Source organism: Nocardia fodinahabitans (assembly GCF_052983615.1).
On the sequence record NZ_JBRJJC010000001.1, the window covers coordinates 1,839,010 to 1,856,004 of the forward strand.

A 16,995-nucleotide genomic window follows, 5' to 3' on the forward strand; every position below is an offset into this window, starting at 1 on the left:
TCCGCTGATACCCCTGCCGGGCACGTCACAAACGTCGCAGCGCGAAGAACGAAATGAGGCGAACACCAGCTGTGAGCAGCTCAACTTCCCAGTTCGGACAGAACCAGTGGCTAGTCGACGAGATGTATCAGAAGTTCAAACAGGACCCTTCCTCGGTCGACGCCAGTTGGCACGAGTTCCTCGCGGATTACACCCCGGAGGTCGGCGCCGAATCCGGTAACAGCCAGCCTCCGGCTCCCGCCGCCGCTGCGGCCCCCACACCGGCCGCCGCTCCCGCGCCCGCCGCCGCCAAGCCCGCCGTGGCGCCTGCCCCGCCGGCTCCGGCACCCGCCCCCAAGCCCGCTCCCGCGACCGTGCGCGCGCCGCAGACCACGCCTGCACCGGTGTCGAACGCACCGGCCACCGCCGCGCCCAAGGCTGTCGCCGTCGCCGACGAGACCAAGGTGCTGCGCGGCCCGGCCGCGGCGATCGCGAAGAACATGTCGGCCTCGCTGACGATCCCCACCGCGACCTCGGTGCGCGCGATCCCGGCCAAGCTGATGATCGACAACCGCCTGGTGATCAACAACCACCTGGCCCGCACCCGCGGCGGCAAGATCTCGTTCACCCACCTGCTCGGCTACGCGATCGTGCAGGCGGTCAAGTCGTTCCCGAACCTGAACCGGCACTTCGCCGAGATCGACGGCAAGCCGAACTCGGTCACCCCGGCGCACACCAACCTGGGCCTGGCGATCGACCTCGTCGGCAAGGACGGCAACCGCTCGCTGGCCGTCGCCGCCATCAAGGGCACCGAGGACATGAGCTTCGGCCAGTTCCACACCGCCTACGAGGACGTCGTCCGCCGCGCTCGCGAAGGCAAGCTCACCACCGACGATTTCGCCGGTGTCACCATCTCGCTGACCAACCCGGGCACCATCGGTACCGTGCACTCCGTGCCGCGCCTGATGCCGGGCCAGGGCGCGATCATCGGTGCGGGCGCGATGGAGTACCCGGCCGAGTTCCAGGGCATGAGCGACGAGCGGATCGCCGATATCGGCGTCGGCAAGCTGATGACGCTGACCTCGACCTACGACCACCGCATCATCCAGGGCGCCGAGTCCGGCGACTTCCTGCGCACCATCCACAACCTGCTGATCTCCGACGAGTTCTACGACGAGATCTTCCACGGCCTCGGCGTGCCGTACGAGCCGGTCCGCTGGCGCAAGGACATGAGCGAGCGCGGCGTCGACAAGAGCGCCCGCGTGCTCGAGATGATCGCGGCCTACCGCAACCGCGGTCACCTGATGGCCGACACCGACCCGCTGCGCCTGGTCAAGGACAAGTTCCGCAGCCACCCCGATCTCGATGTCACCGAGCACGGGCTGACCCTGTGGGATCTCGACCGCACCTTCAACGTCGCCGGCTTCCACGGCCAGGAGCGGATGAAGCTGCGCGACGTGCTGTCGATCCTGCGCGACGCCTACTGCCGCCACGTCGGTGTGGAGTACACCCACATCCTCGATGTCGAGCAGCTCAAGTGGATCCAGGACCGGGTCGAGCAGAAGCACGTCAAGCCGACGGTCGCCCAGCAGAAGTACATCCTGAACCGGCTCAACGCCGCCGAGGCGTTCGAGACCTTCCTGCAGACCAAGTACGTCGGGCAGAAGCGCTTCTCGCTCGAGGGCGCCGAGGCCGTCATCCCGATGATGGACGCCACCATCGACCAGTGCGCCGAGCACGCGCTCGACGAGGTCGTCATCGGCATGCCGCACCGTGGCCGCCTCAACGTGCTGGCCAACATCGTCGGCAAGCCGTACTCGAAGATCTTCACCGAGTTCGAGGGCAACATGAACCCGGCGGCCACCCACGGCTCCGGCGACGTGAAGTACCACCTCGGCGCGCGGGGCCAGTACCTGCAGATGTTCGGCGACAACGAGATCGATGTCTCGCTCACCGCCAACCCCTCGCACCTGGAGGCGGTCGACCCGGTCCTCGAGGGTCTGGTGCGCGCCAAGCAGGACCTGCTGAACAAGGGCGACGGCCCCGAGGGCTTCTCGGTCATGCCGCTGATGCTCCACGGTGACGCCGCGTTCGCCGGTCAGGGCGTGGTCGCCGAGACGCTGAACCTGGGTGGCCTGCGGGGTTACCGCGTCGGCGGCACCATCCACATCGTGGTGAACAACCAGATCGGCTTCACCACCGCGCCGGAGAACAGCCGCTCCACCGAGTACTCCACCGACATCGCGAAGTTCATCGGCGCGCCGATCTTCCACGTCAACGGTGACGACCCGGAGGCTTGCGACTGGGTCGCGCGCCTGGCGGTCGACTTCCGGCAGAAGTTCCGCAAGGACGTCGTCATCGACCTCGTCTGCTACCGCCGCCGCGGGCACAACGAGGGCGACGACCCCTCGATGACCCAGCCGGAGATGTACGACGTCATCGACACCAAGCGTTCGGTCCGCAAGGCCTACACCGAATCGCTGATCGGCCGTGGCGACATCTCCATGAAGGAGGCCGAGGACGCGCTGCGCGACTACCAGGGTCAGCTGGAGCGCGTGTTCAACGAGGTCCGCGAGCTGGAGAAGTACGTTCCGGAGCCGTCGGAGTCCGTCGAGGACGACCAGAAGGTGCCTGCCACCGTGCAGACCGCGGTCGACAAGTCGGTCCTGCAGCGCATCGGTGACGCCTTCAACACCCCGCCGGACGGCTTCAACGTGCACCCGCGCGTCAAGCCGGTGCTGGAGAAGCGTCGCGAGATGGCCTACGAGGGCAAGGTCGACTGGGCCTTCGCCGAGCTGCTGGCCTTTGGCACGCTGATCGACCAGGGCCACGACGTGCGCCTGACCGGTCAGGACTCGCGCCGCGGCACGTTCACCCAGCGCCATTCAGTCATCATCGACCGGATCACCGCCGACGAGTACACCCCGCTGCACAACATCGGCTCGGAGAAGCCGGGCTGGTTCGCGGTGCACGACTCGGCGCTGAGCGAGTACGCGGCGGTCGGCTTCGAATACGGCTACTCGCTGGGCAACCCGAACGCCCTGGTGCTGTGGGAAGCCCAGTTCGGTGACTTCGTCAACGGCGCGCAGTCGATCATCGACGAGTTCATCTCCTCCGGTGAGGCCAAGTGGGGCCAGCTCTCCGACGTGGTGCTGCTGCTGCCGCACGGCCACGAGGGCCAGGGACCCGACCACACCTCGGGCCGGATCGAGCGCTTCCTGCAGCTGTGCGCCGAGGGCTCGATGACCGTCGCGGTGCCGTCCACCCCGGCGAACTACTTCCACCTGCTGCGCCGCCACGCGCTCGACGGCATCCGTCGTCCGCTGATCGTCTTCACCCCGAAGTCGATGCTGCGCAACAAGGCCGTGGTGTCCGACATCAAGGACTTCACCGAGTCGAAGTTCCGCTCGGTGTTCGACGAGCCCACCTACGAGCAGGGCATCGGCGACACCGCCAAGGTCAAGCGCATCCTGCTGACCTCGGGCAAGCTCTACTACGAGCTGGCCGCGGAGAAGGCCAAGCAGAAGCGCGAGGACGTGGCCATCGTCCGGGTCGAGCAGCTGTACCCGATCCCGACGTACCGCCTCAACGAGGCACTGGCCAAGTACCCCAACGCGACCGACATCGCCTGGGTCCAGGAGGAGCCCGCCAACCAGGGCGCGTGGCCGTTCTTCGGCCTCAACCTCCCCGAGGTGCTCCCCGAGCGCCTGGGCAAGCTGCGCCGCATCTCGCGTCGCGCCATGTCGGCCCCGTCCTCGGGTTCGTCGAAGGTGCACGCCGTGGAACAGGCCGAGATCATCGCCGAGGCCTTCGAGCCGACCGCGTAAGTTCTTCGCGCACAACGGCCGACGCCGGGTGGATCGCAACGATCCACCCGGCGTCGGCCGTTGTGTGTCTCCGTACCGATCCGCAACCTCGAATATTACGAATCATTGATATTATGAATATGCGGGAACCGAAATATGGAGGCACGATGCGGTGAGCGCGACGACCGTTCGCCCGCGATACCTTCTCGATCAGTCGGTCATGTCGCACTACCGAACGAATGCCGGCATCGAACAGGCCGTCGACGAGCTCGCGGTCATCGGTGCCTTGTGTTCGTCGACAGTGACCATGGACGAAGCACGGTTCAGCGCCCGCAACGCAGCCGATCTCGGCTTCCTCACCGAGCTCTACGGGTCGGTCTTCCACTTTCTGCCCGCCGACGACCTCGTCGAGGCGAATGTGCGACGGATCAGGACAGGCTTGTGGAAGATCGGGGCGGGCCACGGCGCCCAAACCACCGACGTCCAGATCGCCGCAGTCGCGCTGCGCCACGACGCGACCGTCGTCCACAACGACACCGACTTCGTCACCATCAGCCGCGCGATCCCCGAATTCCGCCACCTGCGCGTGATCCCCTGACGAAACCTGCCGATGGCCGCAATCCTTGCCCGAGCCCGTTGGCGCGTCCGCGCACCAGGTCGGCACCGCCGACAGGGGCGGATCCGTACGGATCCGCCCCTGTCGGCGTTTTCGGCTAGCTGTTGAGAGTGATCCAGGCCTGGCCCGAGAGCTGTTCCAGATCATGGTGATTGGGATAGGTGTCGGTGGTCGCCACGATGGTCGCTTCGACGCGGCCGACACCGGGGCTCATGCCCATGCCGGTGATCACGCCATCAGGAGCGTGTTCGATGACGCCGTTGCTGTCGACCTTGTGGGACTGGGCGTTGGCGACGCCGGTATCGAGGTTCTTCCACCGCACCGAGACGCGATACACCTCGCAGTTCTGCCCGGTCTGGACGATTTTCACGCGGACACCGAGCTGCCCGGCCTGCGGCTGCGGGACCGTCTCGGCATTGATGATGGCCGCGCAGCCGTTCCCCGGGATCCTGGCGAGGGTCGGGTTGAACTGGACGACCTGATCCGACGGCAGGGCCGCCGCCGGACCACTGAACCCGACGAGCGCGGCAACGGCCGCTGCGGCGGCCACCCCGACCCGAACCGAAACCCGTTGACCTTGTGTGCTTTTCAGACTCATGCAACGGATTTCGCGACACGCCCATCGTTCGTTACCCACCGTAATGGTCTCGATTCGACAACGCCGCCGGGTGGGGCCGGCCGGTGATCAGCCCGCGTTACGCGTGCAGACCACGTCGATGACCTTGGTGCCGCTGAAGTCCGCCGACCCGAAGTTGGCCAGTCGAGCGATCGGGACACCGTCGGACAGCCGGTCGATGGCCTTGCGAATGGCCTCGCTGCGGTTGGGCCCCGAGGCGGCGGCGACCCAGCCCTCCTGGTTCCAGACCAGCGCGCCGCACCCGTTGGCCCAGGTGGTCATGACACCGCAGTCCTCCCCGCCCGCGGCGACACACCCGTCGATCACCGCGGCGCGGGCGCCCTCCGCACTGTCCCAGTTCGACGAGCTCCAGCTCTCCCACATCTGCTCGCTGAACCCGATCGCACCGAACAGGTCGCCCGCCGCGTTGGCCGAACCCGCGCCGAGCACCGACCCGGCCGCAAGACCCAACGCCGCTACGGCAACGCCGGCCTTACCCATGAAACTCATTCGAAAGATCCCCTCGTGGAAGCGGTTCCGGAGTTCGGAACCGTGCAGCTAAGCACGGAACCACCGCCGATGGCCAATCGGGAGAGTCCCGCCCTGGGAATAGCCGGACACAGCCCACAGAGTTCTCTCATCGGTACGCCACTGCGGCATCACGGGGGCCGGGTAGTGTCCGCCGCGAAGGACAGGGACAGGAGCTGGGATGGCGAGCGGACGAAACGGGTACCTGCTACTCGGCGGGATCGCGTCGGTGGGGGCGGGTGCGGTGCACTTCCTGGCCGCGGGGCTGCACACCGAGCACGCCACCTTGGCGCGGCTGATGGTGGTGCTCGCCGCGATCCAGTGCGCGACCGGCGTGGCGGTGCTGCTGAGTGCGCGCAAGCCGGTCGTGGCGGCGATGCTGGCGGTGAACGGGTTCGCGGCGGCGGTGTGGGCGTTCACCCGGTTCGCCGATATTCCGTGGATCACCGGGTTGACCGCAGAGGCGCCGCAGGTGGCCGACACCGTGTGCGCCGCACTGGGCGCGCTGGCCGTGCTCGCCGGTGCCGTCGGCCTGCTCCGGCCGACCGCGACGTTGCCGCCACTGCGATCCGGGATCGCGGCGAGCGCCGTGGGCGTGCTCGCGCTGGTGGCGATGCTCAACGGCGTCGGACACGTGCACAGTCATGGCGACACGGGCGGCGAGCACCCGCACGCCGCGGGCGAGGAGCACGGCGACCACGACACCGGCACCGCCTGGCCGCGCCCGTTCGACCCCACCCAGCCGATCGACCTGTCCGGCGTGCCCGGCGTGACCGCCGACCAGCAGCAGCGCGCCACCAACCTGATCCGCAGCACCCTCGACGGCCTGCCCGCCTTCGCCGACGTCGCGACCGTCGGCGCGCTGGGCTACCGCTCGATCGGTGACTCCGCGACCGGCTACGAGCACTACATCAACACCGCCTACATCCGCGACGGCAACTTCCTCGACGCCGGCCACCCGGAATCGCTGGTCTACCGGGTCGACGGCCAGAACCGCACCCTGGTCTCGGCCATGTACATCGCCAACGGCAAGAAGATCGACGACCCGGCGCTGACCGATTTCGGCGGTTCGCTGATGCAGTGGCACGTGCACGACAACCTGTGCTGGAAGGCCGGCGACAACGGCCCCGTCGTCGCCGGTGTCACCGACGCGGCGGGCAACTGCCCGCCCAACTCGATCAACCCCGGCTCGGGCAACCCGATGGTGCACGTGTGGATCGCCCCGCACCAGTGCGGTCCGTTCGCCGCGCTCGAAGGCCACGGTGCGGGTCAGGCGAGCGCCACGGACGGCCGCCGGACCGACACCTGCGGCGGCCACGACCACGGCGGGGGCCACAAGTAGACTGGCTCAGCTCGGCTGCACCCAGCGCCGCAGCGCGTCGATCGTCGTTTCCGGAGACGTGTTGAAGCAGAACCGGATTCCCGGCGCCAGCTCGGACGCGACATTGATCAGGCGCTCGAACAGCAGGGTGTGTTCGGGCGCCATCCGCACCCCGGCGCCGATCATCGCCACCCGGAATTCGCCACCCGCCGCGCACTCGCGCAGCTTCGCCTCGGCGGCGTCGGGATCGGCGGGCAACTGACAGCTGACGATGTCGAAACCGGCCTCCCGCAACGCGTTCTCGCCCGCCGCGATGCGGGCGGTCAGGGTGGCTTCGTCCAGCCGCGGATAGCGGGAGTAGTCGACCGCGCTCGGGTGCAGGCCGATCGACAGCACCGTGCCGGTGCGTGAATTCCGTTCTGCCACTGCGTCCTCCGTTGTCTTCAGGTACACGATGACCCCCACGCTCGCGACCAGCGCCGCGAGCAGGGCGCCCGCTCTCACCACGACGTGGTGCCCGTCCGGTCGAAGAAACCGCCGCTCGGGCCGTCCCGGTCGAGGGTCGCCATGGCCACGATGGCATCGGTGCCCTCGGTGACGGTCTGGAAACCACTGTGCCCGTTGAGGTCCGTCGCGGTGTATCCGGGATCGACCGCGTTGACCTTCATGTCGGCGAGTTCGCTCGCGTACATGACGGTGAGCATGTTCAGCGCCGCTTTGGTACTCGGATAGCCGAGGGCGGGTGGCAGCAGCCCCGCCCATTTCGGGTCGGTGATGGTGGCGATCGAGCCGATGCCGCTGGAGACCATCACGATCCGCGGATGGGCGGACCGGCGCAGCAGCGGCAGGAACGCGTTGGTCACCCGGATCGGGCCGAAGACATTGGTCTCGAACACCTCGCGCAGGTCCTCGGGCTTCGTCTCGCCCGGCGCGGTGCGCGGGCCGCCGATCGCCGCGTTGTTGATCAGCACGTCGAGGCGGCCCGCGGCGGCCCGCACCGCGTCCGCGGCCGCGGCGACGGAGTCGTCGGCGGTCACATCCAGCGCGACGAACCGGACGTCGAGCCCGGCCGCGGTCAGTTCGGCCGCTGCCGCCTCGCCCCGCACGGTGTCGCGAGCGGCGAGAAATACCTGCCAGCCCGAGCCGTCGGCCAGCCTGCGGACCGTTTCCCGGCCCAGTCCCTTGTTGGCCCCGGTGACCAGGGCGATCGTTGTCGTCATGGGCTCCAGATTCGCGCCGTCGCAGCGCGCTCTCCAGGGCCGGCCGGGCATAGGACTCGCGGTACCACCCCGGCCGCCGGGACCTGCGGCACCATGGAAGGCGTGGACAGAGCGGAATTGGCGACGGTGCTGCGCATGGCGCGGTCCCGGCTGAGCCCCGCCGACGCGGGCCTGCCGAGCGGATCGCGCAGGCAGGTGCCGGGGCTGCGGCGCGAGGAAGTGGCGAGCCTGGCCGGCGTCAGCGTCGACTACGTCGTGCGGCTGGAGCAGGGGCGCGGGCCCACACCGTCCGATCAGGTGCTCGGCGCGCTCACCAGGGCACTGCGGCTCGCCGATGTCGACCGCGATCTGGTCTACCGGCTCGCCGGGTCCGAACCGCCGCAGGCGGGCCGGGTTCCGATGGTCATCCGGCCCAGTGTGCTGCGGTTGCTCGATCGCCTGTCGGACCTGCCGGTGCTGGTGCTCTCGGCCAAATCCGATGTCCTCGCCTGGAATCCCCTGGCGGCGGCCCTGCTCGGCGACTTCTCCGCGATCCCGCCCGCCCGGCGCAACATCATGTGGCAGCGCTTCCTCGGCACCGGGATGGGCCGCGTGGTGATGACACCGGAAGAGGCCGACAGCAACGCCGCCGCCTGCGTTGGCTGTCTACGCGCGGTCAAGGCCGCCTACCCCGACGACCCGGAGCTGACCCGGCTACTCACCGAACTCCGCACCGGCAGCGCGGAATTCGAGGCGCACTGGCAGGCGGGCCGATCCAGCGTCATGCACAGCCTCACCAAGACCATCGCCCACCCGCAACTGGGCACGCTCACCCTGGACTGCGACGCCATGCACGTCCCCGACGCCGACCAGACCGTCATCATCTACTCGGCTCCCCCACACACCCCGACCGCGACCGCCCTGGATCTGCTCCGCGTCACCGGCCTGGAAACCTTCGCGACCCCGCCCACCGAATAACCGGTGGCCGCGACACCGCCGCCCGGCTACCGTGCGTTCCTCGACAAGGAGGAACGATGCGCACGACGAGGTGCAGCAGGCCGGTGGCCGCGACATCCTCGAATACTGGATCCCGGCGGAGGATCTCGCCGAGTTCAACCGCAATATCGTCGGCCCCATCGAGGTGGTGCGCCGCTTCCCGGACGACGCGCCCCTCCCCGGTTGAACAGGCTCAGGCGGCTCCGGCGCGCTCGCTCGGAGCCGCCGCCCGGATAGCCGCGACCGCAGCCGCCGGATCGTCGGCCCAGAAGCCGATGGCGCGCACCGTGACCGCACCCTGCGGAGTCGAGAAGCTGTGTGGCGCCACGAGTTCCACGCGGACATTCGTCGAGCTGCCGACCGGGAGTGCGAGCAGATCGGAACCGATGAGCTGCACGGTTTTCGCCCCGTCATAGGCGCGGAGATCGCGGCGGACCGCGCCGACGAGTCGCAGCGGGATATCGATTGCGGTGCGGCGCAGGTAGCGCACGCGCAGGCGGTCCGCGTCGAGGACGTGCGGATACATGTGATGCGCGGCCAGCATGCCGAGCATCCAGAACAGTCCCCAGACGCCGAGCGCCAACGCCGCGATCCGCACCGGCACCCACGGGATGATCAGATGCACGGCCGGGACCTCCACCGCGCTCACCACGATGAACGCCCACAACACGGCCGACATCGCCCCCGCGTAGCGAATCGGCGTGCCGCCCGCGAGGTCGGGCCTGCGCGCGACAGCCCGCGCGAGGCTCACCCAGATGTCGACTTCGAGCTGGACGAATCGGCGTCCGAGCCGGATGACGGAACCCATGATGCCCCTTTCGCAATACAACTGCATTGTAAAGAGAGGGACGCCTTGATAGCAATACGACTGCATCGTGAAAAGATGGGCTCATGCCGAAACGGGTCGACCACAGCTCTCGCCGGGCGACGATCAGTGACGCCGTTATGCGGCTGCTCGCGCGTGATGGCCTGGAGGCGATCAGCCTGCGCCACGTCGCCACCGAAGCAGGCGTCTCACCGGGCCAGGTGCAGCACTATTTCCCCAGCAAGGACGCCATGATGGAGTTCGCCGCAAGCACCATCGCCGATCGGATCGCCGCCCGCGTCGCCACCGCGGGACCCGACCCCGACCTGCACCAAATCCTGACCGCCCTGCTCCCCACCGACCCCGGCACCGCCGCCGAGACCCGCACCCTGATCGGCTATCTCGCCTTCGCCTCGGTCCGGCCCCAAGTCGCCGAAACCCTGGCCACCAACGGCCGCGCCTTCCGCGACCACATCGCGACCCTGCTCCCCGGCAACCCCGACCCGACGACCGCCGCCGACACCCTGCTGGCCCTCCTCGACGGCCTGGCCCTGCACGCCACCCTCGGCCAGATCACGGCCGAGCGAGCGCGCACCGTGCTGCACTCGGCGATCGACGCCGCCCTCGCGCGCTGACCACCACAGCTTTTCGCGCGGAGAACCTCAGACGGAGCCCTTCGGGTCGGTCGCGCGCGTGAGATCCAGATCGATCTCGAACGGCGTGGACAGACGCAGGCGGTCGTGGTGGATTCCGGCGGTCGAGTACCGCCTGGCAGCCGGGTCCAGTTCGTAGGTGTAGACGACCGCCCTGCCGTCGACATTCTCCACACGCCAGAAGTGCGGGATACCTGCCTCGGCGTAGAGCTGTGGTTTGCGTTGGCGATCCCGCTCCACCGAGTCGGGCGAGACGACCTCGATCGCCAGCACCACATCGGCCGGACGGAAGGTGGTCTGATCGAGACCCGTGATGCCGTCCGCGGACACGACCATCACATCGGGCTCGGGACGCTGTCGATCGCCCAGCGTCACTGTCATCTCGCGAATGACCACCAAGCCCGCCGGTGCCTGCCGAAGGAGCTGGGTATCCAGAAATCTGATGAGGAGCAGGTGGAACAGCATCTGCGGACTCACAAAGACCAGACTCCCGTCGATCAGCTGAGTATGCGGCGGCAGATCTCTCAGATGATCCAGGTCTTCGGCGAAATATCCCCCCGGTGGCGGCACCGGCCAGCCCAACGGGGCCCTGTCCCCCGGTGGCATCGGATCCGCGGTCATCGGTTCCTCGCTCGTCGCACGGCGATCGTCTGACCTGGCCAGTATGGCACGACATACTCCGGCCGCCCACCTGCGCGGACAGGCGCGCGGGTGCCCTCGGCGCCGGCCCGCCGAGGGCATTCCCTCAGACGGCCGCGCCCGCTGTGCGAGTGCGGAGTTCGGCGACGGCGGTGGCCGTTTCCGCCATCACCAGCTCGGCGTTGATCTGCGCACCGGCCATGGCTCCCGCCGCCGCGGCCGCGCCGACCTGGGCGGACGGGTCGGTGGCATTGCCGGCGATCCAGAGGCCGGGGACTTCGGTGCGGCCGAGGGGGTCGGCGGGGATGTGGTCGCCCGCGCCGGACGGGTGCGGTTGTGGGACCAGGCCCAGGTCGGCGAGGAAGGTGGCGCAGGTGTTCATGCGCGGGCCGACGACGACGGCGTCGCGGTCGAGCACGGTGCCGTCGGCCAGGCGGACGCCGGTGAGCGTGCCCGCGGCGGACAGCACTTCGGCGACCTCGCCGTCGACGATCCGGATGTCGCGCGCGGCCAGCTTTTCCGCGTCCTCGTCGCTCAGCGGGGCGGCGGTGTGGGTCAGGAAGACGATGTCGTCGCTCAGCTGGCTGAACAGCAACGCCTGGTGCACCGACATCGGTCCGCCCGCGAGGATGGCGATGCGCTGGTCCCGCACCTCCCAGCCGTGGCAGTAGGGGCAGTGCAGAACGCCGTGGCCCCACTGTTCCCGCAGGCCGGGCACGTCGGGGAGTTCGTCGGCGAGGCCGGTGGCGACGAGGATGCGGCGCGCGAGCACCGTGCGCCCGTCGTCGAGGATCACCCGGAACCCTTCCGGCGCGGCACCGTCATCCGCGCCGTCGGCCCGCACGACCGAAGCGACCGCGCCCGACACCACCTGCCCGCCGTACCCCCGCACCTCGGCACGCCCGAGTTCGAGCAGCTCGGCCGGCGGCATCCCGTCCCGCGCCAGCAATCCGTGCACCCCCTCGGCCGGTGCGTTGCGGGGCGACCCCGCATCGATCACGACGACGGATCGCCGCGAACGGGCCAGCATCAGCGCCCCGTTCAGTCCCGCGGCGCCACCACCGATCACCACCACGTCGTAGGTGTCGTTCAACTCTGTCATCTCGACCTCCTTCGCCGACCACAGTGCCGTCCGCGCCCGCAACCTGGCAAAGTAATTTGCCGCCGTGGCAAACTGGAAGACATGGACGACCTCGAACAGACCCTCGGCTCGGTCGGCCCCCGCCTGCGCGACCTGCGCAAACAGCGCCGGACCACCCTCGCCGACCTCTCGACCGAAACCGGCATCTCGGTAAGCACCCTGTCGCGCCTGGAATCGGGCGACCGCAAACCCACCCTCGAACTCCTGCTCCCCCTGGCCAAGGCCCACGGCGTCACCCTCGACGAACTCGTCGACGCCCCACCCACCGGCGACCCACGCATCCACCTGCGCCCGGTCACCCGGCACGGCATGACCATGCTCCCGCTCACCAAACGCGCGGGCGGCATCCAGGCCTTCAAGATGATCATCGCCCCCAACGCCCGCAATCGCCCCGACGAACCCCAGGTCCACGAGGGCTACGAATGGCTCTATGTCCTCAACGGCCGCCTGCGCCTGATCCTCGGCGACAACGACATCGTCCTCACCCCCGGCGAAGCCGCCGAATTCGACACCCACATCCCCCACTGGTTCGGCGCCGCCGACAACCACCCCGTCGAATTCCTCAGCCTCTTCGGCAAACAGGGCGAACGAGCCCACTTCCGCGCCCGCCCCAAGAACTCCGACTGATCCACCGAGGGAGTCCGGACTCAGTTCTGGAGGGCTGCGATGAGGGCGGGGCTCAAGGCAAGTGCGGGTAGCGATTCGACCAGCAGATCCACCAATTGCTCACGGGTGATGGGCTTTTCGGTCATCCAGGTGAGGATCGTTTCCTCGACGAAGGCGATCCAGCCGCGGATCGCGAGGGTCAGGCGCGCGAGATCGGGGTCCTCGGGTGGCAGCGGGAGCTCGCCGACGATGAGATCGGCGATGGCGCCGCGGGTTTCGTTGACGTAGTCGACGAGATCGGGAGCGACGCTGGCGGGCCCGCGCAGCACGGAGCGGTAGGACGCGGAGTGCTCGGTGGCGTAGTCGACGAAGCGCTCGATCGAGTCGCGCAGCATGTCGAACAGCGAGAGGTCGCGGTTGGGCGTGACGGCGGCGAAGAACTCCGCGCTCACGTGCCGGGCGATCGCCTCGTGGAACTCCTGCTTGGAGGCGAAGTAGTGGAACAGCAACCCCCGCGAGATGCCGGCCTGCTTGGCGATGTCGTCGACCGAGATGTCCTCGAGCGATCGATCGGCCAGCATCTCGGCGCCGAGGGTGATCAGCTGCAGCCGCCGCTCCTCGGGGCTGAGCCGGACACGCTTGGTCTCGCCGGAAGTCCTGATACTCACGTCAACCATCCTAGCCACTACTGAACCGGGTTCAATAGCTGTTGACTCCGGCTCAATAAGAACGTAGTCTGCATTACATGAGTCGCAAGGTTACAGACAAAGTTGTCGCCGACCGTGCCGCCCGCCACGTCAAGACGATCATCGTCGGCAGTGGGTTCGCGGGCCTCGGAATGGCCATCCGGCTGCGCCAGCAGGGGCGTGAGGATTTCCTCGTCCTGGAGCGCGGCAGCGATGTCGGTGGCACCTGGCGGGACAACACCTATCCCGGCGCCGCGTGCGACGTGCCGTCGCACCTGTACTCCTACTCGTTCGCGCTGAACCCCGACTGGTCGCGCTCGTTCTCCAAGCAGGGCGAGATCCAGGCCTACATCCGTAAGGTCGCCGAGCAGAACAACGTGCTGGACAAGCACCTGTTCGACTGCGACGTGCTCGGCATGCGCTGGAACGCCGAGACCGCGCGCTGGGACATCACCACCAGCAAGGGCGACTTCACCGCCGACACCGTCGTCTCCGCGGTCGGCGCCCTGTGCGAGCCGTCGCTGCCCGACATCAAGGGCATCAACGAGTTCGAGGGCGAGATCTTCCACTCGGCCCGTTGGGACCACGACGTCGAGCTCGCGGGCAAGCGCGTCGCGGTGATCGGCACCGGCGCCTCGGCCATCCAGATCGTGCCGGCCATCGCGGGCAAGGTCGCCCACCTCGACCTCTACCAGCGCACCGCGCCGTGGCTGCTGCCGCGCATGGACCGCCCGTACTTCCTGCCGGAGCGCCTGGCGTTCAAGTACATCCCCGGCGTGCAGCGACTGTCCCGCGCGGCCATCTACGCCGCCCGCGAGACCCAGGTCGTCGGCCTGGCCAAGTACCCCGCGCTGATGAAGATCTTCGAGACGATCTCCCGCGGCAAGCTGCTGGCCGAGGTCCGCGACCCGGTCAAGCGGGCCAAGGTGACCCCGAACTACCGCATCGGCTGCAAGCGCATGCTGATCTCCAACGAGTACTATCCGGCGATCGACCGCGACAATGTCGAGGTGATCACCGAGGGCATCGCCGAGGTCAAGGCGGGCTCGATCGTCACCAAGGACGGCACCGAGCGCGAGATCGACGCGCTGATCGTGGCCACCGGCTTCCACGTCACCGACTCCCCCGCTTTCGAGACCATCACCGGCCGCACCGGGCAGACCCTGTCCGAGCAGTTCGACGAGGTCGGCCAGCGCGGCTACAAGGGCTCGACCATCGAGAACTTCCCGAACATGTTCTTCCTGCTCGGCCCGAACGTCGGCCTCGGCCACACCTCGATGGTGTTCATGATCGAGTCGCAGATCAACTACGTCGCCGACGCGCTGGCCACCATCGACTCCCAGCACCTGCGCACCGTCGAGGTCCGCCCGGAGGCCGTGCGCGCCTACAACACCGAACTGCAGGCGAAGATGGCCGACAGCGTCTGGATGAACGGCGGCTGCGCCAGCTGGTACCTGGACAAGCACGGCAACAACACCACACTATGGCCCGATTTCACCTTCCAGTTCCGTAGGCTGACCAAGAACTTCGATGTCGCTGCCTACGACACGACTTCTTCGACCGACTCCGACACCGAACTGAAAGTGGTGGCAGCACAGTGAGCAAAGATGCTTACTTCACGAACAAGGTCTGTGTGATCACGGGCGCCGGGTCCGGCATCGGCCGCGCGCTCGCCGAGAACCTGGCTCGCCGTGGCGCCAAGCTGGCGCTGTCCGACATCGACGCCGAGGGCCTGGCCGAGACCATGCGCATCGTCGAGGGACTGGGCGCGCAGGTCAAGGCCGACCGGCTCAACGTCGCCGAGCGCGAGGCGTTCCTGCTCTACGCCGACTCGGTGAAGGCGCACTTCGGCGTCGTGCACCAGATCTACAACAACGCGGGCATCGCCTACCACGGTGACGTCGTCAAGACCGACTTCAAAGACATCGAACGCATCATGGACGTCGATTTCTGGGGCGTCGTCAACGGCACCAAGGCCTTCCTGCCGATGCTGATCGAGTCCGGCGACGGCCACGTCATCAACGTCTCCTCGCTGTTCGGCCTGGTCACCGTGCCCGGCCAGGCGGCCTACAACTCGGCCAAGTTCGCGGTGCGCGGCTTCACCGAGGCGCTGTTCCAGGAGATGAAGATTTCCAAGGCGCCGGTCAAGGTCACCTGCGTGCACCCCGGCGGCATCAAGACCGCGGTGGCCCGCAACGCCACCTACGCCGAGGGCATCGACGGCGCCAACACCGCCTCGCTGTTCGACAAGTACCTGGCGATCCACAGCCCGGAGATGGCCGCGCAGACCATCACCGAGGGTGTGCGCAAGGGCCACGCGCGCGTGCTGATCGGCTGGGAGGCCAAGGTGCTCGACGTGAGCGTGCGCTTCCTCGCCTCGGGGTACAACCGGATCTCGGCCGTCGTCAACGGCCGCTTCATGCCGCACTGACATGCGCGAGTTCACCATTCCGCTGCCGATCGCCCGTGCGGTGCTCGACCCGATCTTCCGGGTCACGCTCAACGCGCGGCTGCCGATCACCGTGCAGCGCACCCTGCTCGACGTGGTCTCCCGGCTGCAGCTGATGCCCGACGGTTCCGTCGTGCAGCAGCTGCAGCTGGGCGGCCGCCCGGCCGAGCGGGTCATCGCCGAGACCGCCATCCCGGGTTCGCGTACCCGGGCGGTCCCGCCGGAGCGCGCCGCGGGCGCGATCCTGTACCTGCACGGCGGCGGGTACGTCGTCGGTTCGCCGGCCACGCACCGTTCGCTGGTCGCGCGGCTGGCCAGGGAGACCTCCTGCGCGGTCTACTCGCTGGACTACCGCCTGGCCCCGGAGCATCCGCTGCCTGCCGGCCTCGACGACGCCGAGGCGGCGTTCCTCGATCTGGTGGCCAACGTCGGCTACCGGCCCGATCAGATCTGCCTGGCCGGTGATTCGGCGGGCGGCGGCCTGTCGCTGGCGCTGGCCCAGCGACTGATCGAACGGCACGCGATGACGCCCGCCGCGCTCGGCCTCATCGCGCCCTGGGTCGACCCGACCCAGGTGCCCAGCCGCGACCGCGACCTGGTCATCAACCGGGCGTGGTCGCAAGCGTGCGCCGCCTTCTACCTCGGCGACGGCGCCGCGACCGACGCGGGTTACGCTCCGCTCACCGGAAACCTGATCGGCCTGCCACCCACCTACGTGCAGGTCGATGTGAGCGAACTCCTGCACGATCAGTGCGCTCAGCTCGTCTCAGCCCTGCGTGGCGCGGGTGTGCACGTCCGCTTCACCGAAACCCGCGGCCTCTGGCATGTCGCGCAACTGCAGGCCGCGCTGGTCACCGAGGCAGCGCTGGCGCTCAGCGAACTCGCAGAATTCCTGCGAGAAGCAATTCAGCCAGTTTCGATCGACGATTTACGATAAGTCCTGGTGACAGGATTT

General features: G+C 68.3%; 18 protein-coding genes. 10 read left to right on the forward strand and 8 right to left on the reverse strand.

The window, feature by feature from the left end; translation table 11 throughout:
• The first annotated feature begins 53 nt into the window (after positions 1-53).
• Together NV348_RS08480 and NV348_RS08485 are read left to right on the forward strand one after the other, a co-directional pair.
• Positions 54-3,806, forward strand: a complete 3,753-nt coding sequence (locus NV348_RS08480) for a multifunctional oxoglutarate decarboxylase/oxoglutarate dehydrogenase thiamine pyrophosphate-binding subunit/dihydrolipoyllysine-residue succinyltransferase subunit (protein ID WP_447146526.1) — start codon at positions 54-56, stop codon at positions 3,804-3,806.
• A 151-nt stretch (positions 3,807-3,957) separates the two neighbouring features.
• Complete coding sequence (locus NV348_RS08485) at positions 3,958-4,383, forward strand: type II toxin-antitoxin system VapC family toxin (RefSeq protein ID WP_447146527.1); 426 nt, start codon at positions 3,958-3,960, stop codon at positions 4,381-4,383.
• A gap of 115 nt (positions 4,384-4,498) precedes the next feature.
• Here the strand turns inward: NV348_RS08485 and NV348_RS08490 are convergent, their stop codons facing one another.
• Positions 4,499-4,951: a hypothetical protein gene (locus NV348_RS08490; protein ID WP_447146528.1), complete on the reverse strand. Its 453-nt coding sequence runs from the start codon at positions 4,949-4,951 to the stop codon at positions 4,499-4,501.
• Positions 4,952-5,086: 135 nt separating this feature from the next.
• On the reverse strand, positions 5,087-5,527 hold the full coding sequence (locus NV348_RS08495; RefSeq protein WP_447146529.1) for a DUF4189 domain-containing protein: 441 nt from the start codon (positions 5,525-5,527) through the stop codon (positions 5,087-5,089).
• A gap of 199 nt (positions 5,528-5,726) precedes the next feature.
• Between NV348_RS08495 and NV348_RS08500 the strand changes: the two genes are divergently transcribed.
• Positions 5,727-6,887 carry a hypothetical protein gene (locus NV348_RS08500; protein ID WP_447146530.1) on the forward strand — a complete coding sequence of 387 codons (1,161 nt, stop codon included), beginning with the start codon at positions 5,727-5,729 and terminating at the stop codon, positions 6,885-6,887.
• A 6-nt stretch (positions 6,888-6,893) separates the two neighbouring features.
• On the opposite strand, the gene NV348_RS08505 is transcribed toward NV348_RS08500, so the two are convergent.
• Together NV348_RS08505 and NV348_RS08510 are read right to left on the reverse strand one after the other, a co-directional pair.
• Entirely contained in the window at positions 6,894-7,370 is a 477-nt protein-coding gene (locus NV348_RS08505) for a hypothetical protein (protein ID WP_447146531.1), read from the reverse strand.
• The gene (locus NV348_RS08510; protein WP_447146532.1) at positions 7,367-8,086 is read right to left on the reverse strand and encodes an SDR family NAD(P)-dependent oxidoreductase; all 720 of its coding nucleotides are present in this window, start codon (positions 8,084-8,086) and stop codon (positions 7,367-7,369) included. Before NV348_RS08510 ends, NV348_RS08505 begins: the two co-directional genes overlap by 4 nt.
• Before the next feature lie 102 nt (positions 8,087-8,188).
• On the opposite strand from NV348_RS08510, the gene NV348_RS08515 reads away from it, so the two are divergent.
• Both NV348_RS08515 and NV348_RS08520 read left to right on the forward strand, forming a co-directional pair.
• On the forward strand, positions 8,189-9,043 hold the full coding sequence (locus NV348_RS08515) for a helix-turn-helix transcriptional regulator (protein ID WP_447146533.1): 855 nt from the start codon (positions 8,189-8,191) through the stop codon (positions 9,041-9,043).
• A 70-nt stretch (positions 9,044-9,113) separates the two neighbouring features.
• A complete protein-coding gene (locus NV348_RS08520; protein WP_447146534.1) occupies positions 9,114-9,248 on the forward strand; it encodes a hypothetical protein in 135 nt (44 codons plus the stop codon).
• Positions 9,249-9,254: 6 nt separating this feature from the next.
• Here the strand turns inward: NV348_RS08520 and NV348_RS08525 are convergent, their stop codons facing one another.
• Positions 9,255-9,869, reverse strand: a complete 615-nt coding sequence (locus NV348_RS08525) for a hypothetical protein (protein ID WP_447146535.1) — start codon at positions 9,867-9,869, stop codon at positions 9,255-9,257.
• 83 nt (positions 9,870-9,952) lie between these two features.
• On the opposite strand from NV348_RS08525, the gene NV348_RS08530 reads away from it, so the two are divergent.
• A complete protein-coding gene (locus tag NV348_RS08530) occupies positions 9,953-10,501 on the forward strand; it encodes a TetR/AcrR family transcriptional regulator (protein WP_447146536.1) in 549 nt (182 codons plus the stop codon).
• A 27-nt stretch (positions 10,502-10,528) separates the two neighbouring features.
• On the opposite strand, the gene NV348_RS08535 is transcribed toward NV348_RS08530, so the two are convergent.
• Both NV348_RS08535 and NV348_RS08540 read right to left on the reverse strand, forming a co-directional pair.
• Positions 10,529-11,140, reverse strand: coding sequence for a Uma2 family endonuclease (locus NV348_RS08535; RefSeq protein WP_447146537.1), 612 nt, complete (start codon positions 11,138-11,140; stop codon positions 10,529-10,531).
• A gap of 124 nt (positions 11,141-11,264) precedes the next feature.
• A complete protein-coding gene (locus NV348_RS08540) occupies positions 11,265-12,260 on the reverse strand; it encodes an NAD(P)/FAD-dependent oxidoreductase (protein ID WP_447146538.1) in 996 nt (331 codons plus the stop codon).
• 81 nt (positions 12,261-12,341) lie between these two features.
• On the opposite strand from NV348_RS08540, the gene NV348_RS08545 reads away from it, so the two are divergent.
• Positions 12,342-12,926 (forward strand): helix-turn-helix domain-containing protein, encoded by a 585-nt coding sequence (locus tag NV348_RS08545; protein ID WP_447146539.1) that lies wholly within the window; start codon positions 12,342-12,344, stop codon positions 12,924-12,926.
• Between the two features lie 20 nt (positions 12,927-12,946).
• Here the strand turns inward: NV348_RS08545 and NV348_RS08550 are convergent, their stop codons facing one another.
• The gene (locus NV348_RS08550; protein WP_447146540.1) at positions 12,947-13,582 is read right to left on the reverse strand and encodes a TetR/AcrR family transcriptional regulator; all 636 of its coding nucleotides are present in this window, start codon (positions 13,580-13,582) and stop codon (positions 12,947-12,949) included.
• Positions 13,583-13,650: 68 nt separating this feature from the next.
• On the opposite strand from NV348_RS08550, the gene NV348_RS08555 reads away from it, so the two are divergent.
• The 3 genes from NV348_RS08555 to NV348_RS08565 are packed head-to-tail and all read left to right on the forward strand — an operon-like array spanning position 13,651 to position 16,977.
• Entirely contained in the window at positions 13,651-15,192 is a 1,542-nt protein-coding gene (locus NV348_RS08555) for a flavin-containing monooxygenase (protein WP_447146541.1), read from the forward strand.
• Positions 15,189-16,022, forward strand: a complete 834-nt coding sequence (locus tag NV348_RS08560) for an SDR family NAD(P)-dependent oxidoreductase (protein ID WP_447146542.1) — start codon at positions 15,189-15,191, stop codon at positions 16,020-16,022. Before NV348_RS08555 ends, NV348_RS08560 begins: the two co-directional genes overlap by 4 nt.
• A 1-nt stretch (position 16,023) precedes the next feature.
• Entirely contained in the window at positions 16,024-16,977 is a 954-nt protein-coding gene (locus tag NV348_RS08565; RefSeq protein ID WP_447146543.1) for an alpha/beta hydrolase, read from the forward strand.
• The last annotated feature ends 18 nt before the right edge of the window (positions 16,978-16,995 follow it).

What these genes read in the sequence shown, in the direction of transcription:
- NV348_RS08480 (WP_447146526.1), top strand. Translation starts at nt 54, where the DNA reads ATGAGGCGAACACCAGCTGTGAGCAGCTCAACTTCCCAGTTCGGACAG.
- NV348_RS08495 (WP_447146529.1), bottom strand. Translation starts at nt 5,527, where the DNA reads ATGAGTTTCATGGGTAAGGCCGGCGTTGCCGTAGCGGCGTTGGGTCTT.
- NV348_RS08500 (WP_447146530.1), top strand. Translation starts at nt 5,727, where the DNA reads ATGGCGAGCGGACGAAACGGGTACCTGCTACTCGGCGGGATCGCGTCG.
- NV348_RS08510 (WP_447146532.1), bottom strand. Translation starts at nt 8,086, where the DNA reads ATGACGACAACGATCGCCCTGGTCACCGGGGCCAACAAGGGACTGGGC.
- NV348_RS08525 (WP_447146535.1), bottom strand. Translation starts at nt 9,869, where the DNA reads ATGGGTTCCGTCATCCGGCTCGGACGCCGATTCGTCCAGCTCGAAGTC.
- NV348_RS08530 (WP_447146536.1), top strand. Translation starts at nt 9,953, where the DNA reads ATGCCGAAACGGGTCGACCACAGCTCTCGCCGGGCGACGATCAGTGAC.
- NV348_RS08535 (WP_447146537.1), bottom strand. Translation starts at nt 11,140, where the DNA reads ATGACCGCGGATCCGATGCCACCGGGGGACAGGGCCCCGTTGGGCTGG.
- NV348_RS08540 (WP_447146538.1), bottom strand. Translation starts at nt 12,260, where the DNA reads ATGACAGAGTTGAACGACACCTACGACGTGGTGGTGATCGGTGGTGGC.
- NV348_RS08545 (WP_447146539.1), top strand. Translation starts at nt 12,342, where the DNA reads ATGGACGACCTCGAACAGACCCTCGGCTCGGTCGGCCCCCGCCTGCGC.
- NV348_RS08550 (WP_447146540.1), bottom strand. Translation starts at nt 13,582, where the DNA reads ATGGTTGACGTGAGTATCAGGACTTCCGGCGAGACCAAGCGTGTCCGG.
- NV348_RS08555 (WP_447146541.1), top strand. Translation starts at nt 13,651, where the DNA reads ATGAGTCGCAAGGTTACAGACAAAGTTGTCGCCGACCGTGCCGCCCGC.
- NV348_RS08565 (WP_447146543.1), top strand. Translation starts at nt 16,024, where the DNA reads ATGCGCGAGTTCACCATTCCGCTGCCGATCGCCCGTGCGGTGCTCGAC.